Origin of the sequence: Citrobacter sp. Cf132 (assembly GCF_030333885.1) — a bacterium.
Classification (GTDB): domain Bacteria; phylum Pseudomonadota; class Gammaproteobacteria; order Enterobacterales; family Enterobacteriaceae; genus Citrobacter; species Citrobacter freundii.
Genome location: NZ_JAOWFA010000053.1, coordinates 11,163 through 36,659, shown reverse-complemented (window position 1 = coordinate 36,659; position 25,497 = coordinate 11,163). Strand labels below are relative to the sequence as shown.

At 51.8% G+C, this 25,497-nt stretch carries 26 protein-coding genes and 1 pseudogene; 8 read left to right on the top strand and 19 right to left on the bottom strand.

Annotated features, from left to right (window positions below; translation table 11 throughout):
• Nucleotides 1-59 precede the first annotated feature (59 nt).
• Nucleotides 60-584 carry a superoxide dismutase [Cu-Zn] SodC gene (gene sodC, locus OGV85_RS10875; protein WP_061548232.1) on the top strand — a complete coding sequence of 175 codons (525 nt, stop codon included), beginning with the start codon at nt 60-62 and terminating at the stop codon, nt 582-584.
• Here sodC and OGV85_RS10870 read toward each other — a convergent pair.
• From OGV85_RS10870 to OGV85_RS10860, 3 genes and pseudogenes are all read right to left on the bottom strand, one after another.
• Nucleotides 560-2,600, bottom strand: a pseudogene (locus OGV85_RS10870) (FUSC family protein). The gene sodC and the pseudogene OGV85_RS10870 sit on opposite strands and share 25 nt — an antisense overlap.
• Entirely contained in the window at nt 2,597-3,460 is an 864-nt protein-coding gene (locus tag OGV85_RS10865) for an efflux RND transporter periplasmic adaptor subunit (RefSeq protein WP_061548233.1), read from the bottom strand. The pseudogene OGV85_RS10870 and the gene OGV85_RS10865 overlap by 4 nt, the downstream one beginning before the upstream one ends.
• A 2-nt stretch (nt 3,461-3,462) precedes the next feature.
• Nucleotides 3,463-3,699 carry a DUF1656 domain-containing protein gene (locus tag OGV85_RS10860; protein WP_003029180.1) on the bottom strand — a complete coding sequence of 79 codons (237 nt, stop codon included), beginning with the start codon at nt 3,697-3,699 and terminating at the stop codon, nt 3,463-3,465.
• A gap of 192 nt (nt 3,700-3,891) precedes the next feature.
• Here OGV85_RS10860 and slyA point away from each other — a divergent pair, with 192 nt between their 5' ends.
• Nucleotides 3,892-4,332 carry a transcriptional regulator SlyA gene (slyA, locus tag OGV85_RS10855; RefSeq protein ID WP_019076732.1) on the top strand — a complete coding sequence of 147 codons (441 nt, stop codon included), beginning with the start codon at nt 3,892-3,894 and terminating at the stop codon, nt 4,330-4,332.
• Nucleotides 4,333-4,378: 46 nt separating this feature from the next.
• On the opposite strand, the gene slyB is transcribed toward slyA, so the two are convergent.
• Nucleotides 4,379-4,846: an outer membrane lipoprotein SlyB gene (gene slyB, locus OGV85_RS10850; RefSeq protein ID WP_003029175.1), complete on the bottom strand. Its 468-nt coding sequence runs from the start codon at nt 4,844-4,846 to the stop codon at nt 4,379-4,381.
• A gap of 274 nt (nt 4,847-5,120) precedes the next feature.
• Between slyB and anmK the strand changes: the two genes are divergently transcribed.
• From anmK to pdxY, 5 genes are all read left to right on the top strand, one after another.
• Nucleotides 5,121-6,242, top strand: a complete 1,122-nt coding sequence (anmK, locus tag OGV85_RS10845) for an anhydro-N-acetylmuramic acid kinase (protein ID WP_003029171.1) — start codon at nt 5,121-5,123, stop codon at nt 6,240-6,242.
• Between the two features lie 87 nt (nt 6,243-6,329).
• Complete coding sequence (mliC, locus tag OGV85_RS10840) at nt 6,330-6,659, top strand: C-type lysozyme inhibitor (protein ID WP_003029170.1); 330 nt, start codon at nt 6,330-6,332, stop codon at nt 6,657-6,659.
• A gap of 59 nt (nt 6,660-6,718) precedes the next feature.
• Nucleotides 6,719-7,375: a pyridoxamine 5'-phosphate oxidase gene (gene pdxH, locus OGV85_RS10835; RefSeq protein WP_061548235.1), complete on the top strand. Its 657-nt coding sequence runs from the start codon at nt 6,719-6,721 to the stop codon at nt 7,373-7,375.
• A 126-nt stretch (nt 7,376-7,501) separates the two neighbouring features.
• On the top strand, nt 7,502-8,776 hold the full coding sequence (gene tyrS, locus OGV85_RS10830) for a tyrosine--tRNA ligase (RefSeq protein ID WP_003029168.1): 1,275 nt from the start codon (nt 7,502-7,504) through the stop codon (nt 8,774-8,776).
• A 64-nt stretch (nt 8,777-8,840) separates the two neighbouring features.
• Nucleotides 8,841-9,701, top strand: a complete 861-nt coding sequence (gene pdxY / locus OGV85_RS10825) for a pyridoxal kinase PdxY (RefSeq protein WP_061548236.1) — start codon at nt 8,841-8,843, stop codon at nt 9,699-9,701.
• Nucleotides 9,702-9,784: 83 nt separating this feature from the next.
• Here the strand turns inward: pdxY and gstA are convergent, their stop codons facing one another.
• From gstA to blr, 12 genes are all read right to left on the bottom strand, one after another.
• The gene (gene gstA, locus OGV85_RS10820; RefSeq protein WP_003029164.1) at nt 9,785-10,390 is read right to left on the bottom strand and encodes a glutathione transferase GstA; all 606 of its coding nucleotides are present in this window, start codon (nt 10,388-10,390) and stop codon (nt 9,785-9,787) included.
• A gap of 104 nt (nt 10,391-10,494) precedes the next feature.
• Entirely contained in the window at nt 10,495-12,000 is a 1,506-nt protein-coding gene (gene dtpA, locus OGV85_RS10815) for a dipeptide/tripeptide permease DtpA (RefSeq protein WP_061548237.1), read from the bottom strand.
• A 609-nt stretch (nt 12,001-12,609) separates the two neighbouring features.
• Nucleotides 12,610-13,245, bottom strand: a complete 636-nt coding sequence (gene nth, locus OGV85_RS10810; RefSeq protein ID WP_003029161.1) for an endonuclease III — start codon at nt 13,243-13,245, stop codon at nt 12,610-12,612.
• Nucleotides 13,242-13,937 carry an electron transport complex subunit E gene (locus tag OGV85_RS10805; protein ID WP_032949225.1) on the bottom strand — a complete coding sequence of 232 codons (696 nt, stop codon included), beginning with the start codon at nt 13,935-13,937 and terminating at the stop codon, nt 13,242-13,244. The genes nth and OGV85_RS10805 overlap by 4 nt, the downstream gene beginning before the upstream one ends.
• Before the next feature lie 3 nt (nt 13,938-13,940).
• Nucleotides 13,941-14,561 carry an electron transport complex subunit RsxG gene (gene rsxG, locus OGV85_RS10800; RefSeq protein WP_003029155.1) on the bottom strand — a complete coding sequence of 207 codons (621 nt, stop codon included), beginning with the start codon at nt 14,559-14,561 and terminating at the stop codon, nt 13,941-13,943.
• A 9-nt stretch (nt 14,562-14,570) separates the two neighbouring features.
• Nucleotides 14,571-15,623 (bottom strand): electron transport complex subunit RsxD, encoded by a 1,053-nt coding sequence (rsxD, locus tag OGV85_RS10795; protein ID WP_003836424.1) that lies wholly within the window; start codon nt 15,621-15,623, stop codon nt 14,571-14,573.
• On the bottom strand, nt 15,624-17,741 hold the full coding sequence (gene rsxC / locus OGV85_RS10790; RefSeq protein WP_061548238.1) for an electron transport complex subunit RsxC: 2,118 nt from the start codon (nt 17,739-17,741) through the stop codon (nt 15,624-15,626). It abuts the gene before it with no gap.
• Nucleotides 17,734-18,312: an electron transport complex subunit RsxB gene (gene rsxB, locus OGV85_RS10785; RefSeq protein ID WP_003029148.1), complete on the bottom strand. Its 579-nt coding sequence runs from the start codon at nt 18,310-18,312 to the stop codon at nt 17,734-17,736. The genes rsxC and rsxB overlap by 8 nt, the downstream gene beginning before the upstream one ends.
• On the bottom strand, nt 18,312-18,893 hold the full coding sequence (gene rsxA / locus OGV85_RS10780; protein ID WP_003029144.1) for an electron transport complex subunit RsxA: 582 nt from the start codon (nt 18,891-18,893) through the stop codon (nt 18,312-18,314). Before rsxA ends, rsxB begins: the two co-directional genes overlap by 1 nt.
• A gap of 76 nt (nt 18,894-18,969) precedes the next feature.
• Nucleotides 18,970-19,410: a DUF2569 domain-containing protein gene (locus OGV85_RS10775; RefSeq protein WP_003832803.1), complete on the bottom strand. Its 441-nt coding sequence runs from the start codon at nt 19,408-19,410 to the stop codon at nt 18,970-18,972.
• Nucleotides 19,411-19,501: 91 nt separating this feature from the next.
• The gene (ydgT, locus tag OGV85_RS10770) at nt 19,502-19,717 is read right to left on the bottom strand and encodes a transcription modulator YdgT (RefSeq protein ID WP_003029138.1); all 216 of its coding nucleotides are present in this window, start codon (nt 19,715-19,717) and stop codon (nt 19,502-19,504) included.
• A gap of 291 nt (nt 19,718-20,008) precedes the next feature.
• Nucleotides 20,009-20,134, bottom strand: a complete 126-nt coding sequence (blr, locus tag OGV85_RS10765) for a division septum protein Blr (RefSeq protein WP_003029134.1) — start codon at nt 20,132-20,134, stop codon at nt 20,009-20,011.
• A gap of 240 nt (nt 20,135-20,374) precedes the next feature.
• Between blr and OGV85_RS10760 the strand changes: the two genes are divergently transcribed.
• Nucleotides 20,375-21,415, top strand: coding sequence for an oxidoreductase (locus OGV85_RS10760; protein WP_061548239.1), 1,041 nt, complete (start codon nt 20,375-20,377; stop codon nt 21,413-21,415).
• Nucleotides 21,416-21,516: 101 nt separating this feature from the next.
• Here the strand turns inward: OGV85_RS10760 and add are convergent, their stop codons facing one another.
• From add to malX, 3 genes are all read right to left on the bottom strand, one after another.
• A complete protein-coding gene (gene add / locus OGV85_RS10755) occupies nt 21,517-22,518 on the bottom strand; it encodes an adenosine deaminase (RefSeq protein ID WP_003843551.1) in 1,002 nt (333 codons plus the stop codon).
• A 100-nt stretch (nt 22,519-22,618) separates the two neighbouring features.
• Nucleotides 22,619-23,791, bottom strand: coding sequence for a MalY/PatB family protein (locus OGV85_RS10750; protein ID WP_032949233.1), 1,173 nt, complete (start codon nt 23,789-23,791; stop codon nt 22,619-22,621).
• Between the two features lie 10 nt (nt 23,792-23,801).
• A complete protein-coding gene (gene malX, locus OGV85_RS10745; RefSeq protein ID WP_003843555.1) occupies nt 23,802-25,394 on the bottom strand; it encodes a maltose/glucose-specific PTS transporter subunit IIBC in 1,593 nt (530 codons plus the stop codon).
• Nucleotides 25,395-25,497 lie beyond the last annotated feature (103 nt).

The window sequence follows — 25,497 nt, the reverse complement described above, 5'->3', positions numbered from 1 at the left end:
TTCAAAATTGCGTCACTGGTTTACACTTAACAATCAGACACCTTTTGGACGGAGGTCTTATGAAGCGTTTGAGTTTGGCCATCATCACTCTACTCGCCTGTGCAGGAGCGCAGGCTGCCATTGAAGAAAAAGTGAAGATGAATCTGGTCACGTCGCAAGGCGTTGGCCAGGCGATTGGTACGGTCACTATTGCTGAAACCGCAAAGGGGCTGGAGTTTTCGCCCGATCTGAAAGCGTTGCCGCCGGGAGAACATGGCTTCCACGTGCATATGAACGGCAGCTGCCAACCGGCGATTAAAGAAGGGAAAGCCTCAGCCGCGGAATCGGCTGGAGGCCATTATGATCCGCACCAAACCGGCAAACACGAAGGCCCGGAAGGCGCAGGTCATATGGGTGACCTGCCGCTGCTGGTGGTGAATAACGACGGAAACGCCACAACACCGGTCATTGCGCCGCGCCTCAAAACGCTCGATGAGGTTAAAGGCAAAGCGCTGATGATCCATGTGGGCGGCGATAATATGTCCGATCAACCGAAACCGCTTGGCGGTGGCGGAGCGCGCTACGCCTGTGGTGTTATCAAATAATCAACTACTGAGAGTGCCCGGCGGTGGCGCCTGTTCGAGTTGTGAAAGCGAGCAGTGTAGCCGCCAGACCAATGCCGATAACTCCTGTGCAGCAGGTTGATGATGGTGGGCAAGCGTATCGCAGATGCGTTGTAGCTCACTCAGCGTGGCATTCAGTGGTCGTTGCTGGACGCCACGTTCGCTCATTACATCGCGCAGCAGAGAGATACACACGTCCCTGACGCGAGCCAGCGGATCCGAACGCGCCTCCCAGGTGCGCAGTTGCCACACCACGTGCGAGCAGTTCAGCAATACGACCCCCCAACGTAATAACCAGCGTCGCGCCAGCGCGTCCTGACTGCTGCTGAGCTGGCTGACGTGATGATAGGTCAGCGATTCAAATTCGTTTTCACTGAGTGACGGGTGTCGGCTGAGCTGATCGACAAAATCCCGGCGCAGGGCGCGAATATGACGGCGACTTTTCCGTGCATCCGATCCGGGCCGCAGAATGGCGAAGGCCAGCCATGACAGCGCCACGCCAGTGATTTTCGCCATATTGTCATTCAGGAAATCAGCAAAATCATATACCGGCGGATTGGTCACCGCGATAAACGAACCCATAAATACAATCAGTTGCCCCCAAAGACCTGCCAGGGCTGGCATTTGCAGCTTCAACAGTTGCATGGTGGCGAGTAGCGGGAAGAGAAAAAGAATGAATTGCCAGAGGTCGGAAATTTGCACCATCAGGCCAAACTTAACCACAAAGCTAAACAGCGACAGCAGAACCAGTGTGCGCATCAGCAAAGAAAGCGACTTGAACGGCGTGGCAACGGCGGAATACAGCACGCTGCTGATGGCGGCGAGCGTGAGTGCGCCAGAGCCTGATTCCCATTGTGCGCCAATGCTCCATGCGCCGATAAGCATCAAAGTGCAGAACGTACGTAACCCGCTCCAGATAGCTTCCGCATTATCGGTATGACGGGCAAGCCCCGGCGTGCGGACGATATTAATACGCTCGGCGGTAACGCCATTTTCCAGTAAATGCAGATAATGACTGCTGCGCAGATAGAGCCGACAAAAATAACGCAGTCGTTGCCAGAAGGCGACGTGTCGATAGTCGCGTGCATCGACGGGTCTCAATGGGGCAATAATACGTGCAACGGTGTAGCTATTAGCATTGGATTTTATCAGTTCGCTGAGCAACTGCTCGATAATTTCCCGGGTATTGGAAGGGGGATTAGGCCAGTTCAACAGCATCCTGCGCAGACTGGAAATCACGCTGGTCATCCTTAACTGTTGATGCAACAGCGAATTGAGCAAAGCATTTTGTCGGCGAAAACGGTAGTGGCTCCAGAACGCCTGAATACGCAGCAGGTTCATGGTAAGAATCTGACCGATAACACCTTCATGGGCTGTGCGAATGGCGTCCGTGGTTTCTGGTTGCCAGAGTAGGCTGGCATGTTCCAGTAAACGTGAATGCATGTTTTTCAAAGCAGTCAGTAACGTGATGCCATCGGAGGTGCTGGGCAGGATCATCATCATCACACCGCCACACAAGATACCGACGATGACTTCACACACGCGTGCCTGCGCGATATCCCATAACTGCGTAATTTCCACGGTATTGACCATGGGAAACGCAATGATCGCCGCCGTATAACCTGCCAGTTGAAAGGCGTAGGCAACGTTATTGGTGAAATGCGCACAGGCCCAGGTACAAAAACCGATCCACACCGACATGCTCAGCAAGAATAACCACGGCTCATTAAGGGTATGACCGGCAATAATCAATGCGGCGGTGGCACCCAGTAAGCTACCCGCCACGCGACCCAGACTTTTGCTGATAACCCCGCCAACGGTGGGAAAACTGACCACCGCCGCTGAGGTCATCGCCCAATAGGGTTCGTCCAGATTCAGATAATAAGCAAAAGTTAACGCCAGACACATCGCAATGGTGTTACGCAGCGCATAACGCCACTGTGCCGCCGTGGCTTTAAACCACGGCAAATTGCCAGGTGTCAGGCGAGGTAGTTTCATTTACGCTGGCCGATGGATACGCTGCAGGTTGTACCTGATACCAGCGTGACATCCCGCGGCAGGGCGTCGAATTCGATGCGTACCGGGATACGCTGCGCCAGACGCACCCACGGCACGTTGGGCTTGATATCTGGAATCAGGCCGGAATCACTTTCCACACTTTGATCGTAGATAGCACGACCAATACTGGAAACGTGACCCTGTAACTTTATATCGCCGCTGTAGAGCGTGATGAGGGCTGGTGCACCTTCGCGAATGTGGCGCAACTTAGTTTCTTCAAAATACCCCATCACATAAAAAGAGTGACTGTCGACGAGAGCAAACAGAGGCTTCCCGGTTGAAGCGTAGTCTCCGGTACGGGTTGAAAGATTGGTGACCCAGCCCGCTACGGGGGCTTTGACCACCGTTTGCGTCAATTGCCACTGTGCCTGGCGCAGACTGGCCTCTGCTGCTTCAACACTCGCCTGCATGGCTTTCACGTTGAGATTTGCGGTATCCAGATCCTCGGCTGAGATGTAATTTTGCGATAAATGACGGCGACGGTTGGCTTCGTTATTGGCTTTCGCCAGGTCAGACTGCGCTTTTGCAAGTTGCGCTTGCGCATTCAGTTCAGCAATGTGAAATGGCGTCTTGTCGATAATAAAAAGGACATCGCTTTTATTCACAAACTGGTTATCTTTTATATAGAGTTCGCTAATGCTACCTGACACCTGTGGCGTAATGCTGACCTGCTCAGCTCGCACTTTGCCATCACGTGTCCAGGGCGATTGCATATAGTAATTCCACATCCACCACCCGGCGAAAACTGCGATTGCAGCGACTATAATAGTGGAGAAGTATTTAACGGTTTTAAGCGACATAATCACCACGCTATCAGCATAACAAAGGCCAGACATACGCAAAGCGTAAAGAGTGACAGATCCATTAACAAGGGATGCCAGATTTCGCCAGAGTAAATCCAGTCGCGCAGTAGGCGATGAACAACCAGCCAGAGAATAAATCCTGCTACAATCGCCTTGAAAACAGGAGGGAAGTAGACAGATGCGCCGATCATTAAATCTTGTAGGGGCAATCCTGTTGCATTAAACATAAACTTCACGGGCAAAATCCTTGGCGGAAGAGAGCATTGCTATAGGTTTAGCAAAAAAGAGACAATGAGTCTCCGTAACGCATAATGTCTGAAAAAATGTCAGCCGGTAAGCAAATTTGGCAATACATTTGTTTTGGGAATACAAATGCTGCACACTATTCTAAAATCAGCACAATAACTTAGCAAGCTAATTATAAGGAGATGAAATTGGAATCGCCATTAGGTTCTGATCTGGCACGGTTGGTGCGCATTTGGCGTGCTCTGATTGACCATCGCCTGAAACCTCTGGAGTTGACGCAGACGCATTGGGTTACGCTGCACAACATTCATCAGTTGCCGCCGGATCAATCGCAGATTCAGTTGGCTAAAGCGATTGGCATCGAGCAGCCTTCGTTGGTACGTACGCTTGACCAGTTAGAGGAAAAGGGACTCATTTCACGACAGACTTGCGCCAGCGATCGTCGGGCAAAGAGAATTAAACTGACAGAAAAAGCAGAGCCGCTGATCGCTGATATGGAAGCGGTTATCAACAAGACGCGTGGAGAAATTTTGGAAGGGATTTCAGCTGAGGAAATTGATCTGCTGATTAAACTGGTCGCCAGGCTGGAACACAATATTATTGAGCTGCAGTCACAGGGCTGAAGCAAAAAATGACGTGTGGCCAGGGTCTGACCACACGTGAATTAGATTAGCGTGGAGACACGGTAACCTGGCTGCCGTTGTTAGCCATAACAACGCGCTGGCCGGCTGAAAACTTGGTCGCACCCTGTTTCTGAACCACCATGATGGTATTACCATCATCCTTACGGATTTCCAGTTCCACACCCTGGGTTTTATTCATCGCACCTTGTACGCCTTGACCCGCTACGCCACCGGCAACTGCGCCTGCAGCCGTCGCTAATGAACGACCCGTACCGCCGCCGACGGTGTTACCGAGGAACCCGCCGAGTACCGCACCACCAATAGCACCAATCACGTTTGCGTCATCGCCACCCTGGATTTGCACCGGACGAACATGCACAATCGTACCGTAGGTAACGTTCTGAACTTGTTTCGCTTCGGATGCGGTATACACGTCACCTGAAAGGCTATCATTGTTAACGCAACCCGCTAAAGATACGCCCATTAATGAAACAATCAGCACACGTTTAATCATTTACAAATCTCCTTTGTCACCACGAAACGCTAATAAAGCACCCTTCATGGTTAAATTATATGGCATTTGTGAGCCTAAGGTCACATGTTCTACTGGAACAATATGAAAATCTTAACCGAAATCGGATCAACCGAGTATAAACGAATCATTCATGTAATTGATGTAATTAAACGATCATTGTAATGATTAGCCACCAAAAATCATTAAGCAAGCATGGCATTAGTCGACACTTTATGGTTGAGTGTCAAGGCTAATTTGCTTAAAAGGATGACCTATGAAATCGGGCCGTTTTATCGGTGTAATGTCTGGAACCAGCCTTGATGGCGTCGATGTTGTGCTGGCGACAATAGATGAAACGATGGTTGCGCAGCAGGCGAGTCTGACCTGGCCCATCCCCATTCATGTTAAACAAGCGATTCTGGATATCTGCCAGGGGCAGCAGCTTACACTTTCTCAGTTTGGTCAGTTGGACGCACAGCTCGGTTATTTATTTGCTGAGGCAGTGAATGCGTTATTGGCGCAAGAAAAATTGAAACCGCAGGATATCGTTGCGATTGGTTGCCACGGGCAAACCGTGTGGCATGAACCGAACGGTGCTGCGCCACACACGCTGCAAATTGGCGATAACAACCAGATTGTTGCGCGTACAGGGATAACCGTAGTCGGCGATTTTCGTCGACGTGATATCGCCCTTGGCGGGCAGGGTGCACCGCTCGTTCCCGCGTTTCATCAGGCACTGCTGGCACATCCAACGGAACGGCGGATGGTGTTAAACATCGGCGGGATTGCCAATCTGTCTCTGCTTATTCCGCAACAACCCGTTCGCGGATACGACACCGGGCCGGGCAATATGCTGATGGATGCCTGGATCTGGCGGCAATGCGGTCAACCTTACGACAAAGATGCACAGTGGGCCATTTCGGGAATGGTTATCCTGCCGTTACTGCAAAATATGCTTAACGACCCTTATTTCTCCGCGCCTGCGCCGAAAAGCACTGGTCGTGAGTATTTCAATTATGGCTGGATAGAACGTCATCTGGTGCAGTTCCCGGGGATTAGTCCGCGGGATGTGCAGGCGACGCTTGCCGAACTGACCGCGGTGACCATTTCAGAGCAGGTCTTGCTAAGCGGCGGTTGTGAACGGCTCATGGTCTGCGGTGGAGGAAGCCGTAATCCGCTGCTGATGATGCGTCTGGCGGCACTATTGCCGGGAACAGAGGTCACCTCAACTGATGAAGCCGGGATCAGCGGCGATGATATGGAAGCGTTAGCCTTTGCCTGGCTGGCGTGGCGGACACTGGCCGGATTACCTGGAAATCTGCCTTCTGTGACTGGCGCATCAGAGCCGAGCGTTTTAGGGGCGATTTATCCTGCTAACCCACGAACTCAGAGTTAACTGAAATTATTCAGCACCGTATGCCGGTAAACTAGGGATATTAGGGAGGGTTCCATTACCCTCCGGGACCAGGAAAGTCTTCAGGATATGGCTATGAAAAAACTATTGTTAGTGTGTCTGCCGGTACTGCTTAGCGGGTGTAGCGTATACAACCAATTTGTTGAGCGTATGCAAACGGATACGCTCGAATACCGCTGCGACGAAAAACCGCTTACCGTCAAGCTGAACAATACCCGCCAGACGGCAAGCTTTGTTTATGATAATCAGCTATTGAACCTCAAACAGGGCGTATCGGCATCAGGTGCGCGCTATACCGATGGGATCTACGTTTTCTGGTCTAAAGGAGACGAGGCAACGGTCTATAAACGAGACAGAATTGTGCTAAATAACTGTCAGTTACAGAACCCGAAGCGTTGAGATTTTCACCTGGGCGGCGCACAATAGCGTCACCCACTGACAATCCGTAGCCCAACATCATGTCTGATAACGACGAATTGCAGCAAATCGCGCATCTGCGCCGTGAATACACGAAAGGCGGTCTTCGCCGCCGCGATCTTCCCGCCGAACCCCTTGCGCTGTTTGAGCGCTGGCTGGGGCAAGCCTGTGACGCCAAACTGGCCGATCCCACCGCGATGGTCGTTGCGACCGTCGATGAAAATGGCCAGCCGTATCAGCGTATCGTGTTACTCAAACATTATGATGACAAAGGGCTGGTGTTCTATACCAACCTTGGCAGCCGAAAGGCGCATCAGATCGAGAAAAATCCACGCATCAGCCTTTTATTTCCCTGGCATACGCTGGAACGGCAGGTGATGGTGATCGGCAAGGCTGATCGTCTCTCCACGTTAGAAGTAGTGAAATACTTCCACAGTCGCCCACGCGATAGCCAGATTGGCGCCTGGGTCTCTAAGCAATCCAGCCGGATCTCAGCTCGTGGTATTCTTGAAAGTAAATTTCTCGAGTTGAAGCAGAAGTTTCAGCAAGGAGAAGTTCCGCTGCCAAGTTTCTGGGGCGGCTTTCGCGTGAGTATTGAGCAAATGGAGTTCTGGCAAGGTGGTGAAAACCGCTTACACGATCGTTTTTTATACCAACGCGAAGATAACGCGTGGAAAATTGATCGCCTGGCCCCCTAAAGATGCAAATTTCTTGTTTTAAGCGCTGGTGCTGATCAATCCGGCGCTTTATTCTATGTTTCTTTCGCATCAGGCGAAAAGTCGTGTACCGGCAAAGGTGCAGTCGTTTTATACATGGAGATTTTGATGGCAAGCAGTAACTTGATTAAACAATTGCAAGAGCGGGGGCTGGTGGCCCAGGTGACGGACGAGGAAGCGTTAGCAGAGCGACTGGCGCAAGGCCCGATCGCGCTCTATTGCGGCTTCGATCCTACCGCTGACAGCTTGCATTTGGGGCATCTGGTTCCATTGTTATGCCTGAAACGCTTCCAGCAGGCAGGCCATAAGCCTGTCGCACTGGTAGGTGGCGCAACCGGTCTGATTGGTGACCCGAGCTTTAAAGCCGCCGAGCGTAAACTGAATACCGAAGACACTGTGCAGGAGTGGGTGGATAAAATCCGCAAACAGGTTGCACCGTTCCTCGATTTCGACTGTGGCGACAACTCGGCGATTGCTGCGAACAACTACGACTGGTTTGGCGGTATGAACGTACTGACTTTCCTGCGTGATATCGGCAAACATTTCTCCGTTAACCAGATGATCAACAAAGAAGCGGTTAAGCAGCGTCTGAACCGTGACGATCAGGGGATCTCCTTTACTGAGTTTTCTTACAATCTGCTGCAGGGTTATGACTTTGCCTGCCTGAATAAGCTGCACGGCGTGGCACTGCAGATTGGTGGTTCTGACCAGTGGGGTAACATTACTTCGGGTATCGATTTGACCCGTCGTCTGCACCAGAATCAGGTGTTTGGTCTGACCGTACCACTGATTACTAAAGCTGATGGTACCAAATTCGGTAAGACGGAAGGCGGCGCAGTGTGGCTGGATCCGAAGAAAACCAGTCCGTACAAATTCTACCAGTTCTGGATCAACACCGCCGATGCGGACGTTTATCGCTTCCTGAAATTCTTCACTTTCATGGATATTGAAGAGATCAATGCGCTGGAAGAAGAAGATAAAAACAGCGGTAAAGCGCCGCGTGCCCAGTATGTTCTGGCCGAACAGGTTACGCGTCTGGTTCACGGTGAAGAAGGTCTGGTCGCGGCAAAACGCATTACCGAAAGCTTGTTCAATGGCAATCTCAGCGATTTGAGTGAAGCAGATTTCGAACAGCTGGCGCAGGATGGCGTGCCGATGATCGAGATGGATAAAGGTGCCGATTTGATGCAGGCGCTGGTAGACTCCGAGCTACAACCTTCTCGCGGTCAGGCCCGTAAGACCATTGCGTCTAACGCGGTGACCATCAACGGTGAGAAGCAGTCCGATCCGGAATATTTCTTCCAGGAGAGTGATATCCTGTTCGGGCGCTATACCTTACTGCGCCGTGGCAAGAAGAACTATTGTCTGATTTGCTGGAAGTAAGATTGCGTTAGCAGGGGCGTGGGAAACTACGCCCCTTTATTTTTTCAGGGTTGTGATAAGTAAAATGAAGAATATCCTCGCCATCCAGTCCCACGTTGTTTTTGGCCATGCGGGCAACAGTGCAGCAGAATTTCCGATGCGTCGTCTTGGCGCAAACGTCTGGCCGTTGAATACCGTCCAGTTTTCAAACCACACGCAGTATGGCAAATGGACCGGTTGCGTTATGCCGCCGAGCCACCTGACTGAAATTGTCCAGGGCATTGCTGATATTGATAAACTCCAGACCTGTGACGCAGTACTGAGCGGCTATCTTGGCTCAGCTGAACAGGGCGAGCATATTCTGGGTATTGTACGTGAAGTAAAAGCGGCCAACCCGCAGGCAAAATACTTTTGCGATCCGGTGATGGGACACCCTGAAAAGGGATGTATCGTAGCTCCGGGTGTGGCGGAATTTCATGTACGTCATGCGCTTCCGGCTAGTGACATTATTGCCCCGAATTTGGTTGAGCTCGAAATTCTGTGCGAGCATGCGGTGAACAATGTTGATGAGGCTGTTGCGGCGGCGCGTGAACTGATCGCTCAGGGACCTGAAATTGTACTGGTGAAGCATCTGGCACGCGCAGGTATTAGCACCGACCGTTTCGAGATGCTGCTGGTCACCGCTGAGCAGGCGTGGCATATCAGTCGCCCGCTGGTCGATTTTGGCGCACGTCAACCGGTGGGTGTGGGTGATGTTACCAGTGGCTTGTTGCTGGTGAAACTGTTACAGGGCGCGTCTTTACAGCAGGCGCTTGAGCATGTGACTGCGGCAGTGTACGAAGTGATGATCGCCACTAAAGAGATGCACGAGTATGAGTTGCAAGTGGTGGCTGCGCAGGATCGCATCGTGAAGCCTGAACACTACTTCAGCGCAACGCAGCTGTAATCAATGCCCGATGGCGTTCACGCTTATCGGGCATATTTTTAGCTGTAGGCCGGGCAAACGTAAGCACCACCCGGCAACAACAATTAATTTAACCCTTCTGCTTTAAGCGCTGCGGCAACCGCCGGGCGTTCAGCCATACGCGCCATATACGCGTCGATATGGCTTAATCCTGCCATATTCAGCTTAACCGCATAGGCCCAACGCAGTACGGTAAACAGGTAGGCATCGGCGATGCTGAAGCGCGGGCCGCAGATCCATTGGTTATCTTTTAGCGAGTCGTTCACATACTGCATTTTTTTCTCCAGCAGCGCGCGAACGGTTGGCTTGAAGTCTTCCGGCGTATCGGGACGGAACAGTGGCGTAAAGCCTTTATGCAGTTCTGTCGCAATGTAGTTAAGCCATTCGATGGTTTTGTAACGGGAGAGGCTGCTGGTAGGGGCAAGGAGCTGACGGTCTGGCACGCTGTCCGCCAGGTATTGCATGATGGCGACACCTTCGGTAAGTAGCGTACCATCATCCAGCAGCAGTGCGGGAACTTGCCCTTTTGGGTTTACCGCGAAAAAATCATCGCCATTTTCCAGACGTTTCTTCATCAGATCAACACCATCCAGCGTGAAATCTTTACCGCTCTCACGAAGTGTGATGTGGGAAGCAAGAGAACAAGCGCCCGGTTTGTAGAACAGTTTCATCGGTAACTCCTTTTGGCTGAGGTATATCGTATGGTAGTGCTACCTCATGCAAAAAAAAAGCCGCTAACAACAGTTAGCGGCCTGAAAATGAGTTTCCCTGAGAATTACGCTGTCGCGGCCTTAGCGGTTTTCTCATCGGCTTCGTCATCCTGAGTCATACGGTTCAGTTTCGGAGCCGTCAGCAGCATCAGAACAGCGATAACAGCCGTCGCAACACCAATCTGCAGGAACACACGACCGTAGACTTCAAGGGACATCAGCGGGTCAGTCACGTTCTCTGGTACAGCCATCATGTTAGCGACGTAGCCACCGATGATGTTTGCACCGGCAGTGGTCAGGAACCAGCTACCCATGATGAAGCCCATCAGGCGTTGCGGAACCAGCTGTGCCACCATTGCCAGACCCAGACCGGAGATCATCAGCTCACCGATACTTTGCAGGCCATAGCAGATAATCAGCCAGTTAACGGAAACGATGCCCGCATCGGTAGCGAATTTCGCGCCCAGCGGCAGGATCAGGAATGCACCGGAACACAGCACCATACCAATCGCAAACTTGGTCGGCATCGGCAGGGTATCGCCCATCTTGTTATAGATAGCGGCGAGGATTGGGCTACCAATGATGATCCAGAACGGGTTCAGCGCCTGGTACTGTTCAGGTTCGAAAGCAATGCCAAGAATAGAGTGCTCAACGTTACGAATCGCAAAGAAGTTCAGTGAGGTCGGCATCTGGCTGTACAGCACGAAGAAGATAATCGCTTCCAGCATCAGAATGAAGGCGACGATCATTTTACGACGTGCAGCGCCTTTCATGGTGAAGGCTTCTTTACCGAAGATAAACACGATACCGATAGCAATTACACCCAGAACCATACGTGCGATCTGCTGGTTGTGCAGCAGCCAGGTCGCAATCGCGATCAGAACCACAACGCCAACGATAGTCAGCAGCAGGTTACGGAAGTTGATTGGTTCAAAGTCAGGTTTAGAACCGTATTGTTTAACCCAGCGCTGACAGAATGCGAAGTTAACAACGGTAATCAGCATACCCACGACGCTCAGCGCGAACGCAGTGCTCCAGCCGTAACGCGCAGCTAACCATGGCGTTGCCAGCATAGAGAAGAATGAACCGATGTTGACGGACATGTAGTACATGGTAAATGCACCATCAAGACGCGGGTCATCTTTGGCATAGCAGGTAGAGAGCAGGGAGGATGGGTTTGCTTTAAACAGGCCGTTACCGACCGCGATAGCCGCCATGCCCATATAAACGATACCCGCATCGTGACCGGACCATGCTACCAACGCATAACCGATGGCCAGGACAACGGCACCCAGCATAATGACACGTTTTGTTCCCAGAACTTTATCACCTAACCAGCCGCCAATGGCAACCAGACCGTACACCAGGGCGCTAAAGGACGAGAAAAGGGTGATGGAATCCGCTTCTGACATACCCAGCTGTTTAACCAGGTAGACGGCCATAATCCCTTGCAGGCCGTAATAACCAAAACGTTCCCACAGCTCAATAGAGAAAATGAGATAGAACGCTTTTGGTTGTTTGAAGGCGTTTAAACTTACGCTTTCTGTTGGTTTATTGTTTGCAGTAGACACTTTTACCTCTTTTTTTACATCCCATATCAACGGGGGTGTTCAGGTACGTGATGAGTCAAGTTCATCCGTCCGATTGTTATAGTGGGAGGGGAAACGGCAAGTAATGTTCACTATCTTGACCATTCAGACAAGTGGTTTGTAATAATCTGTTACATATATCATGACTGGTGAAATCGTCGGGGCTGCGAAATGTTATCTAGCGTTAAATTTCTTCATTTGTAAAATGGCAGATTTTTACACTGTTTAATCACCGCTAAAACCGCAATGTGGCGATATGTTCTGCTATTTAAGGTTGAATCCAGTGATATAGGCCATTATCTGAAAAATAGGCAGTGTAATGTTTTGTTTATAAACTGTGCAGTTAGGTCATCTAATTGTCACCTTAACTAAAAAATAAAAACTTATTAACATTGTGTTAGCTGGATGATCTGGATCACGTATAGATAGAAATTTCTTTTGCTAAAAAAACGATTAACCTGCTCAGGTGTTAATTAACAAGAATATTGCATTAGATTTGAGCAATTGAATGGCATCATTGTCGGGAAAAGAAACATTGGGGAGTGCATAACTAAACGTTATGTATGGGGCAAAGAGGATGCCCCGGCAGTATTAGATATCGACTTTCTCTTTGAATTCGCAGAGATCTTCGATGATACAGGAACCACAACGTGGCTTTCTGGCTATACAGGTGTAGCGGCCATGAAGAATTAACCAGTGGTGGCAATCGACTTTAAATTCACTGGGTACGACTTTCAGTAGCTTTTCTTCTACCTGCTCGACGTTTTTACCTGGGGCGAATTGTGTCCGGTTACATACCCGGAAAATGTGGGTATCTACGGCAATAGTGGGCCAGCCAAAGGCGGTATTTAACACCACATTAGCCGTCTTGCGCCCAACGCCGGGGAGAGCTTCTAACGCAGCACGGTCTTCAGGCACTTCACCATTATGTTGTTCCAGCAGAATGCGGCAGGTTTTAATTACGTTTTCCGCTTTGCTGTTAAACAAACCGATTGTCTTGATGTAGGACTTAACACCTTCAACTCCGAGCTCCAGCATCGCAGCAGGCGTATTGGCGACGGGGTATAGTTTAGCCGTCGCTTTATTGACGCTGACATCGGTGGCCTGAGCGGATAGCAAGACCGAAATCAGCAGTTCAAACGGCGATGTAAAATTAAGCTCGGTTGTCGGATGCGGGTTGTTATCCCGCAGGCGAGTCAGTATTTCCAGACGTTTTGCTTTGTTCATGAGACATTCCCTGTTTCACCAGCTGGACTGTCCGCGACAGCCGCTTCGGCACGACGTTTCTTCATTCTCTCATCAATCAGGTACTTAACTGCCAGCATCAAGCCCAGACCAATAAACGCGCCTGGTGGCAGCATGGCCAGCAGAAACGGCGTATCAGTATGGAAGATCTCAACGCGCAATACTTTGGCCCAGCTACCCAACAAACCGTCTGCGCCATCAAACAGTGTACCGTTACCAATTATTTCACGCAGCGAGCCCAGAACAAACATGGCGCCGGTCGCCCCCATACCGATGGAAAAACCATCGAGTGCGGATAATGCAGGGCCTTTTTTGGCGGCGAAGGCTTCTGCGCGGCCAACAACAATACAGTTGGTCACAATCAGCGGGATAAAGATGCCCAGAGACTGATACAGGCCAAAGGCATAGGCATTGATCAGCATCTGCACCGCACTCACCACGGAGGCGATGATCATGACATAAATTGGAATACGGATTTCAGGCGGAGTCCAGCGACGAAGGGCCGAAATCGTCAGGTTGGTCAGCGTCAGAACGAGCGTCGTCGCGAGCCCCAGCCCCAGCGCGTTAGTGGCGGTAGAGGTAACGGCCAACAGCGGACACATCCCGAGTAGCTGTACAAGCGCGGAGTTATTTTTCCATAACCCCTGGACAATAACGTCTTTAATTTCGCTCATGGTTTATTCTCCACAGGCGCTAAGTTGAGGAAGCTGCGCGGGTAGCGTCTGCGCATACAAACCGGCGCGTTTTACTGCGTTCACTACCGCCCGCGGCGTAATGGTTGCACCAGTAAACTGGTCAAAGTCGCCGCCGTCTTTTTTCACAGCCCAGTGGGCATCGTTACCCGTAGCGATCGTTTTGCCGCTAAAGTGGGTGATCCAGTCGGACAGTCGCAGTTCGATTTTATCGCCCAGTCCCGGGGTTTCATGATGTTCGGTTACCCGCGTACCCAACACGGTACCCGTAAAATCGACACCGACCAGCAGTTGAATCGCCCCGGAATACCCATCTGGCGCCGTAGCTTCAAGAATTGCTGCAACGGGACGGTCGTCCTGGCGGGCAATATACACGCGGTGAGTACCTTTGCCCAATGCCTGCGCATTGACCAGATAACAGCTCTCAGACAAGTTATTATTGTAGCGATCGCCAGGTAGCACCTGATCGAACAGTGCTTTTTGCTGCAGCGCGGCCTGTTCATCAATGGTGGACTTGGTTAATTGATTGATTGCCGCGGTTAATCCCGTTGAACCAGCAGCAAACAGTGCCAGCGTAATACCGTGTTTACGAATCGTTTTCAGCATTGGGAGTCCTTAGCGATGTCCGTACACGCGAGGGCGGGTGTAATAATCAATCAGGGGAACCGTGATATTTGCCAGTAATACAGCAAAGGCTACACCGTCAGGATAACCGCCAAAACTGCGAATCAACCATACTAACAACCCCGCAAGTGCGCCAAAAATCAGGCGGCCGCGGTTAGTTGTCGAGGCCGTAACGGGGTCGGTAAGAATAAAAAATGCACCCAGCATGGTTGCGCCGGAAAGCAGGTGTAACTGAGGAGACGCGAGTGACTCAGGTGAGAACAACCATCCCAGAGTGGCGCAAACGGCGAGCGACAGCAGGAAGCTAACCGGGATATGCCAGCGAATTGCCCCCTGCCATAACAGAACGATACCACCCGCCAGCCAGGCAAGATTAACCCACTGCCAGCCCGCGCCTGCCAGCACACCGCTGTAAATCGGGTATTGCATCACCTGTTCAACGGTATGCCCGGCATGCAGTGATGTCTTAAAGGTATCGAGAGGCGTTGCCTGGCTGATACCATCAATGCCCATACGCAGTGTATTCATATCCCCACCGCTGACGGTATGGCCGCTAAGGATAACGTTCAGCGCGTCAAAGAACCCAGGCACTGTAGCCGCAATTTCGTGCGGCGGCAGCCAACTGGTCATCTGTACTGGAAATGAGATTAGCAGCACGACATAACCAATCATGGCAGGGTTAAACGGGTTCTGACCGAGACCGCCATACAGCTGTTTCGCAATGATAACCGCGAATACCGTGCCCAATACCACCATCCACCAGGGGGCGAGCGGGGGAATACTCACGGCCAGCAGCAACCCGGTGAGTAACGCAGAGTTGTCTTTTAAAATCGGCACAATGGGTTGTTTACGCAGTTTAAGCACGCCCGCTTCGGCTGCGATAGCGCTGATGGCGGCCAGAATTATCTGGAACAACGTACCCCAGCCGAAGAACCACAGCTGTGCGGCGATCCCCGGCAATGCCGCAAGTAACACCAACATCATGATACGTGATGTCTGGCGCTGGTTATGGGTATAAGGGGAGCTTGCTATTCTGAATACCATTTATTCCTCGTTAACAACCTGCTGCTGTGCGGCTTTCTTTGCCTGAGCGCGTGCGATAGCGGCCGCGACGGCGGCTTTGCGTGGATCAGCCGGTTCGGCTGTTTCCGTTACCACTTGCTGCTCGAGCTTGCGGGCCTTGGCGCGGGCAATGGCCGCTTCCACGGCGGCTTTGCGTGGATCAACCGGCTCGGCTGTTTCCGTTACCACTTGCTGCTCGAGCTTGCGGGCTTTGGCGCGGGCGATGGCCGCTTCCACGGCGGCTTTACGCGGATCAACCGGTTCGGCTGTTTCCGGTACCACCTGCTGCTCGAGCTTGCGGGCTTTGGCGCGGGCGATGGCCGCTTCCACGGCGGCTTTGCGTGGATCAACCGGCTCGGCTGTTTCCGGTACCGCCTGCTGTTCGAGCTTGCGGGCTTTGGCGCGAGCAATTGCCGCTTCGACGGCAGCTTTACGCGGATCTGTACCCGTGCTGCTGCCTTCACTTTGCGGCGAATTTTCCTTACGGGAAGCACGAGCTTGCGCCTTACGCGCCTCGCGTGCGGCAATCACTGCGCTATTGTCAGGTTTTTCACCTGCCTGAATTACTACCGGCTGCAGCGCCTGAGCCTGTTTTTCTTTTACGCGAGCCAGCGCGGCGGCAATGGCATCATGGTCTTTGGCCGCCGGTTGAGCAGCGGCGCTCTTATGGCGTTCAAGACGCGCTGCTTTTTCACGTTCAAGGCGAGCCTGTCGGGCTTCAAACCGTGCTTTCGCTTCAGCGGCTCGTTTTTCTTCCTGGCTAATGGCGTAAATCTCGGCTTTTTCCTGGCGGAAATACTGCACCAACGGAATATTGCTTGGGCATACCCAGGCGCAGGCACCGCATTCAATGCAGTCGGCGATATTGTGGGCCGTTGCTTTGTCGTGCTGTTGCCCTTTACTGAACCAATAAAGCTGTTGTGGCAGGAGATCCGCCGGACAGGCATCGGCGCATGCGCTACAGCGAATGCAGCCTTTCTCTTCCGGCGTTTCACCCATTTCACTGGCAGAGGGGGCCAGAAGACAGTTGGTAATCTTCACCACCGGGACATCCAGCCATGGCAGCGTAAACCCCATCAGCGGTCCACCCATAATCACCATCTGGTCGGCGGAAGGGCAAAAGCCCGCGTCGTTGAGCAGATGACGAACCGGCGTGCCCAAACGCGCCCAGACGTTGCCCGGGCGGCTGACGGCTTCACCGGTAAGCGTCACGACACGTTCGGTGATCGGCTCACCGTCAATTACTGCACGTTTAATTGCATAGGCGGTTCCGACGTTTTGCATCAATACGCCGATATCTGAGGAGCGTCCACCGTGGGGAACCTGCTTGCCAGTCAGGATTTGTGTTAACTGTTTAGCCCCGCCGGAAGGGTACTTGGTGGGGATCACGCGCAAACTGATGTCGTGTGAATCAGCCAGCACCGCGCGCAGCATAGATATTGCCTGCGGTTTGTTATCTTCTATGCCGAGGAGGATCTCGCGTGGCTGAAGAATGTGCGCCAGGATGCGGATCCCTTCAACGACCTGCGCCGCACAGTCCTGCATCAGGCGGTCATCTGCTGTAATATACGGCTCGCATTCAGCGGCGTTAATGATCAGCGTTTCAATTTTATCTCCGCCGCCCTGCAGTTTAACGCCGGTGGGAAAACCTGCGCCACCCAGCCCGGCGACGCCGAACTGATGAATACGCGCAATGAGCTCTTCCCGGTTGTGGGAGCGGTAATCGGTCCAGCCGTCTCGCTCAATCCAGCGGTCTTCGCCATCGGCGTCTATGATAACGCTCAACTCAGCCAGTGCCGAAGGATGTGCGGTGGAGTGCGGGGCAATGGCAACCACGGTACCTGATGTTGGCGCATGGACTGGAAGCATTTTGCCACGCCCGCGGGTTAATGCCTGACCACGCAGCACGGTGTCACCCACGTTTACGCACAGTTCACCCTCCGCACCAATATGTTGTTTCAGCGGAATAACAAAACGCGGTGCCAGCGGAACCTGTCGCAACGGTGTTCCGTTTGACTGGGTTTTCATTTCTGGTGGATGAATGCCACCATCAAAGTCCCAGATTTTATTTTTTCTGAATGCAGAGAATAACTTAAACATGTTGTTCCACGGGAATGATGCGCACAGGGATGGTGTTTAAATCCCATTTCCAGCTATCGGGTGTCTCGGCTACCGGGCGTAATTCAATGCATTGCGTCGGGCACGGGTCAACACACAGGTTGCACCCAGTGCAGAGATCGCTCATTACCGTGTGCATGGCGCGGGTCGCGCCCACGATCGCATCGACCGGGCAGGCCTGAATACACTTAGTGCACCCGATACAGTTATTTTCATCAATGACCGCCAGCATACGCACCGGCGTAACGTCTTGTTCATCACCATCAATAGGCTGCGGATCGACGTTCAGCAGGGCGGCAATTTTTAACATCACCGCTTCGCCACCGGGGGCGCAACGGTTAATTTTTTCACCCTGAGAGCCGATCGCTTCAGCGTAAGGATGACAGCCCGGATAGCCGCACTGCCCACACTGGCTTTGCGGGAGAATTTCATCAATTTTCTCCACGACCGGATCATCTTCAACGGCAAAACGTCGTGAGGCGTACCCCAAAATAGCGCCGAACGCCAGACCCAGTACACTCACTGCGGCAACGGCAATCCAGATAGCATTCATTACAACTTCACCAAACCACTAAAGCCCATAAAGGCCAATGACATTAAACCAGCGGTAATCAGCGCAATCGCATTCCCGCGAAACGGCGCCGGGACGTCCGCCACGGCGAGGCGTTCGCGGATCGCGGCGAACAGTACCATCACCAGCGAGAAGCCGACGGCGGCGGAAAAACCGTATAGCGCCGACTGTAAAAAGTTATGGCCGAGGTTGATGTTCAGCAGCGCCACACCTAACACTGCGCAGTTAGTCGTGATCAGCGGTAGGAAGATCCCCAGCAGGCGGTACAGCGCAGGGCTGGTTTTGCGCACAACCATTTCGGTAAACTGCACGACGACGGCGATAACCAGAATAAAAGCCAGTGTGCGCAGATAGATGAGATTGAGCGGGATTAGGATCCAGGTATCAATCAGCCATGCGCAGATGGATGCCAGTGTCATGACAAACGTCGTGGCAAGGCCCATACCCATTGCGGTTTCCAGTTTTTTGGAAACGCCCATAAACGGGCAGAGGCCCAGAAACTTGACCAGTACAAAGTTATTGACCAGTACAGTTCCGACAAACAGCAGCAGGTAATCAGTCATTTTTCGGCCTGAAATAAAAAAGCCGCCTATTATCTGACAATCTACAACAGGCGACAACAGGTTAACTGTAGGGTTATTACGGGTTCACAAACGTCGATTTAACGCGCTGCGATCGCTTGAAGTAGGGCACCAACAGTGCTGCGGCCAATAATGGGAACAGAAGTTGGCGCACGGCAAAAGCGTCTGGGACGGGTGAAAACGCAAACGCTTTAATCGCCAGCAACACGGAGATCAGCAGCCACAGAATGTAATGCTTGGGCACACAGGCTCTGCGTTTGAAAAACGCAATTGTCAGCCACAGTGTGTAATACCACATGGCGATCGCGGTAACAAAGGAGACGCCCCATAACAGCAAATTTGCTGTACTTTGCTCACCCAGCGTTTTGAAGGTTTGCGGTGTTGCCAGCGCAGTGACATAAAGTAATAACGCCAGCGAAGCGCTCAACAACGCGACTAACAGCCAGGCCAGTGGCCCAAGTAGCCAGCCTCCGATACGTTGTGCCGGTGTGGTAGTCATCTCTTCTCCAGTTTTACGCGCGCAATCAATCATGCCATTCATTTTGGGGCAATTATTATAAAGCTTTTAACGTTGAGCGCTACTTTCTTCTCTATTGCACGTAATGCCAGACTGATTTAGGTACCTGACCAACATCAAACAGACGGCCTCCGGATATAAGCTCCGCACGGCGATGGTCTGCGGCACGGTACATATTGATCATGTCGCTATCGTCGGTGAGCGTGTAGTTTAAATGGTCGAAAAGTTTTTCCAGACTTTCGAGTGAGCTGATTTTGCGGAATTTTAATAAGTAATCCTGAACAGTCATAAATGCAGATCCATATTAATAAAATAATACCAACGGAGTAGAAAATATAAAAATAAACAACGTGCACAGGTAAAAGCGGATTTACGTGCAAATGTAAGAAGAGTGTTCATACCTGTGAAAAAGCAGGCGCTATGCGCGTCTTCGGCAAGGGTAACGCGCTTAGCGATCGCTGGCAATATGCAGCGGAGCGGGATGCGGCATAATTCGCTTTTTTTGACAGAAAGCGATCTTTTACCGACAAACCCTGCAACTACCAATGTTAATTGCCGGGCAATAAAAGGTTGCGGATGCTTATTTCTTCTGCACTGCCGCAACGGGCTCTGGTGGCTGGTAATTGTCAATATGATTGGCAACACCCAGCAGGATCACGGAGACGGCGAGAACAATCCAACCTGTTAATTCAATAAGACGATTCATTACTGATGACATTTTCTTTGATTTATCCATAAACACAGGCTGCAAATGTTACTAATCTCTCATTAATACAGCAAGATGGTTGGGAACGATTTCTCCCTCTTTTTCGCTGCAAGTTAAGCATAAGTGGCATATGTTTGACTTAAGTTAAAAGCAACCTTTGTAGCGCAAAGGTTATTAAACTATTGAGACGTTGCAAGGTATGGTGTGAAATAGGTCAGTCCTGAATTGAGAGGCAATAACATGAATGACAACATCCGCGTTGGGCTAATTGGCTATGGTTATGCCAGTAAAACCTTCCATGCCCCCCTGATTGTGGGCACGCCGGGCCTGGAACTGGCTGCAGTTTCCAGTAGTGATGAAGCAAAAGTGAAGGCAGACTGGCCTACGGTGGCGGTTGTTGCTGAGCCTAAGCATCTTTTTAACGATCCAAATATCGACCTGATTGTGATCCCCACGCCTAATGACACACACTTTCCATTAGCGAAAGCTGCGCTGGAAGCGGGCAAACATGTGGTTGTTGATAAGCCTTTTACTGTGACACTGTCACAAGCTCGTGAGCTGGATACGCTGGCGCGCAGCCTCGGGCGCGTGCTGTCTGTGTTCCATAACCGTCGCTGGGACAGTGATTTTCTGACGCTGAAAGCTCTGCTGGCGGATGGTGTTTTGGGAGAGGTGGCGTATTTCGAATCCCATTTCGATCGTTTCCGCCCGCAGGTTCGTGACCGTTGGCGTGAACAGGGCGGTCCGGGAAGCGGTATCTGGTACGATTTAGCACCGCATCTTTTGGATCAGGCGATTAATCTGTTTGGTTTGCCCGTCAGCCTGACGGTAGACCTGGCCCAGTTGCGTCCAGGCGCGCAGGCGACGGATTACTTCCATGCCATCCTGACGTATCCGCAGCGTCGTGTGATCCTGCATGGCACCATGCTCGCTGCCGCGGAATCGGCCCGTTATATTGTGCACGGATCGCGTGGCAGCTATGTGAAGTATGGTCTTGACCCGCAGGAAGAGCGCCTGAAAAATGGCGAGCGACTGCCACAGGAAGACTGGGGTTATGATATGCGCGATGGCGTTTTGACGCGAATAGAAGGCGAAGAGCAGGTTGAAGAAACCTGGCTTACTGTACCAGGCAACTATCCGGCGTACTATGCTGGCATTCGTGATGCGCTAAACGGTAACGGTGAAAACCCGGTACCGGCGAGACAGGCTATCCAAATTATGGAGCTGATTGAGCTGGGTATCGAATCTGCGAAACATCGTTCGACGCTGTGCCTTGCTTGATTGGACTAATGCCGGATGGAGATGCTCAGGCATTTTATCCGGCCTACAATGAAAACCAACGTAGGCCGGATAAGCGTTAGCGCCATTCAGCACTTTACCCGTTACGCTGCGCCGACTTTCTCGCGCAAGGCTCGTTTTTCTTCGTTACTCAGGAATGCCATTTCCAGACCGTTGATTTGCGCCTGGCGGATCTGTTCGCGCGTTAGGCCTGCAGCTGGTGCGGCAATGGTGTACTCGTGAATAATATCCACACCCTGAACAGCCGGGTCGTCCGTATTCAAACTGGCAATAACGCCATGCTCAAGGAACGTTTTCAGCGGATGGTTCGCTAGTGAGGCAACGGTGCTGGTCTGAATGTTTGATGTCAGGCAGGATTCGATGCCGATACGATGCTCGGCGAGGTAATCCATCAACGCACGATCTTCAACGGCTTTAACGCCGTGACCAATACGCTCAGCGCCCAGCTCTTTAATGGCCTGCCAGATGCTTTCTGGTCCCGCGGCTTCGCCCGCATGCACGGTAATATGCCAGCCGGCGTCGCGTGCCTGGTTGAAATGGGACAGGAACAGACTGCCAGGGAATCCCAGTTCGTCACCGGCTAGATCCAGTGCCGTAATATGATCTCGGTGGGCTAACAGCGCATCCAGTTCCTGCAGACAGGCGGCTTCGCCAAAAGTACGGCTCATAATGCCAATTAAGCGTGCTTCGACGCCAAAGGTCTTGCAGCCCTCGCGCACGCCTGCGATGACGGCTTCAACCACACCTGCCACCGGGAGTTGATGCGCCATCGCCATATAGCCTGGTGAAAAACGTAATTCTACATAGTGCAGACCGTTACGTGCTGCATCCTCAATATTTTCAAATGCCACGCGGCGACAGGCATCCAGCGAGGCCAGTACCTTCACGCCCCAGTCGAGCTTGGATAAAAAGCTCACTAAATCTGGCTCAGTGGATGTCACTTGCACATGAGGGATCAGCGTTTCCAACGTTTGTGCCGGGAGCGTTAAATTGAACTGACGACCCAGATCCAGAATCGTTTGGGCACGGATGTTACCATCAAGGTGGCGATGGACGTCGGTCAAGGGGAGGGAAGTATCAATCATGGTCGCACTCGTGTATTTAGGTAAAGTGCGTCGTATTATAAGAAAAAATCGGGATAAAAATCTATGTTGCGCAATGAATAATTTCATTGCGCAAACTTTATTAGCGTACAGAACGTATGCCGTTAATCAACCCCTGAACGCCTTTTTCAAGTTTGGATCGTGGACATCCGGCATTCAGGCGCACAAAACCGCGTCCTTCTTCGCCGTATGTGTATCCGGGCATGATGGCGACTTTCTGCTGGTGGATGAGCGCTTCCTGCAATGCGTGGTCATCAATGTTGAGCGGACGCAGGTCAATCCATGCCAGATAGGTGGATTGCGGAACCTGCCAGTTCAGTTCGGGGAATGCGGCATTAAGCTCGCGGGCGACGTAATGCAAATTGCTGGTAAGGTAATCCCGCAGCGCATCAAGCCAGCTTGCTCCCTGATGATAGGCGGCAATATGTGCGCTCAGCGCGAGCACTGCTGGTGAGGAAAGACCATCGCGACCTTTTAATGCGCAGAGATAATCGTTACGGCTTTGAGCGTCTTCAATAATTCCGTAAGCCCCGGTCAGTGCCGGAATATTAAAACTTTTTGAACCGGAAGTGAGCAGCGCCCAGCTGTCACGCGCGACATTACTCCAGGGGATATGTGGGTGATCCCCCCAGACCATATCCATATGGATCTCATCGGAAATAACTTTTACACCATGGCGCTGACACAGTTCTGCCATGGTTTCCAGCTCATCACGCGTCCACACTTTGCCCGTCGGATTTTGTGGGCTACAGAGCAGAAGAATTTTGCTCTCTGGACGAGACAGGGCATTCTCCAGCGCGGCCATGTCGCAGTACCAACCGTCAGTGCGTTTTTCCAGTTCGACAGCGCGCACCACGCGCTGATTACCTTCAATTGCTTTGTAAAACGCGTCGTACGCCGGCGTATGAATCACCACCGCATCACCCGCAGAAGACCACTGGCGGATCAGCTCCGATACCATATAGATGACCGAGGGGCCATAAACCAGCGACTGAGGATCGATATGGGTATTATGACGCGATAGAAACCAGTGACTAATCGCCGCAAGAAATTCATCATTTTTCCAGCGACTGTAACCCAACACGCCATGTGACAGGCGCTGAGTCAGCGCCTCCAGAATACAGGGTGCGGTGGCAAAATCCATATCGGAGATGGTGAACGGCAGCAGGTCGGCTGAACCAAAACGGTCGGCAACGTAATCCCACTGAGTACACCAGGTACCATGCCTGTCCACAACCTTTGAAAAATCAAACATATCATTGTCCTTAAGCTTGTACGGTGTTCATCAGAACTGCGATCTCGTCTTTCACTGACTGGACCTGTGGGCCAATAACGACCTGAAGATTATGCTGATTGAGTTGCACTACGCCAATGGCGCGATTGTCCTTCAGTGCCTGTACATTCACAAGAGACATATCCTTCACTGACAAACGCAGACGGGTAATGCAGTTATCCAGGCTGACGATGTTTTCCGCACCGCCAAGCGCCGCCAGAATGGCAGGGACGTTGTAACCGGATTTACCCGGCGCTCCAGCCATTACTTTTTCGATATTGCTGGCAATTTCGACGTCCCGACCCGGTGTCTTCAAATTGAAGCGTGTGATGGCGAAACGGAAGATGACGTAGTACACCGCGAACCAGATCGCCGCTACAACAGGGACCAGATACCACTTGGTAGAGAGTCCATGCAGGATACCGAACACCACGAAGTCAATCAGGTTACCGTCGGTGTTACCGATGGTGACGCCAAGCACTGCCATCACAGTGAAGCCAAGACCGGTCAGCAGGGCGTGGATCACATACAGAACTGGGGCAACGAACAGGAATAAGAACTCAAGGGGCTCGGTGGTACCGCCGATCACACAGGCAATAAGACCGGAAATTAATAACCCTTTAATTTTATGACGATTTTCAGGGCGAGCACAGTGGTACATTGCGAGCGCTGCCCCCGGTAAACCACCGAGGAACGCAGGCATTTTGCCCTGCGACAGGAAGCGGGTTGCGCTTTCAGAGAAACCTTGTGTTGTAGGGCAGCTCAGTTGGGCCTGAAAAATAGTCAGTGCGCCGCTCACGCTGTGACCGCAGACTTCTTGCGTGCCGCCAGCCTCGGTGAAGCGAATGAGCGCCACCAGAATATGATGCAGACCAAACGGCAGCAACAGACGTTCACCGGTACCAAACAGCATTGGGCCAAATTCTCCCGCGCTGTTGATGATGTGGCCGAGCCCGGTAATGCCCATGGCGAAAACCGGCCAGATCAGGGGAATAACTAGCCCGACCAGCCCCATCACCACCGAGGAGATGATAGGCACAAAGCGGGTGCCGCCGAAGAAAGCCAGCGCATCCGGCAGACGAATGTTGTGGAAACGTTCATGCAGCATCCAGACGATGATCCCGGCAATAACAGCACCGAGGATCCCAGTATCGATCGACTGGATCCCCAGGATATTCTGCACGTTGTTGGCCTTCAGGATCGCGGCATCCGTGGTAGGTAAGATACCTTTCGCGGTTAACCAAAAGTTGACGGCAAGGTTCATGACCGCATAGCCAACAAAACCGGCAAATGCCGCTACACCTTTGTTCTCGCGAGCAAGGCCGAGAGGTATGGCAATACAGAACATCACCGGTAAGAAACTAAACGCAAATGAGCCTACTTTGCTCATCCAGGTAAAGATGGCCTGCAGTACCGGATTACCCAATGCCGGGATCAGTGTTAAGACATCATGGCTGCTTAACGAGCTGCCGATCCCCAACATGATCCCGCAAAATGAAAGTAGCGCTACGGGGAGCATAAAGGTTTTGCCCAACTGCTGGAAAAATTCCCATAACGTTATTTTTGGTGTGGTTCTCGTCGTCATCAAACGACTCCTCGTAAAAGCTAGCTGACTAATGATGGCGAGAAGATAAAACGTTTTACCTAATTTTAGTGCGGTATAAATCACATTATCGAACGATAATAGG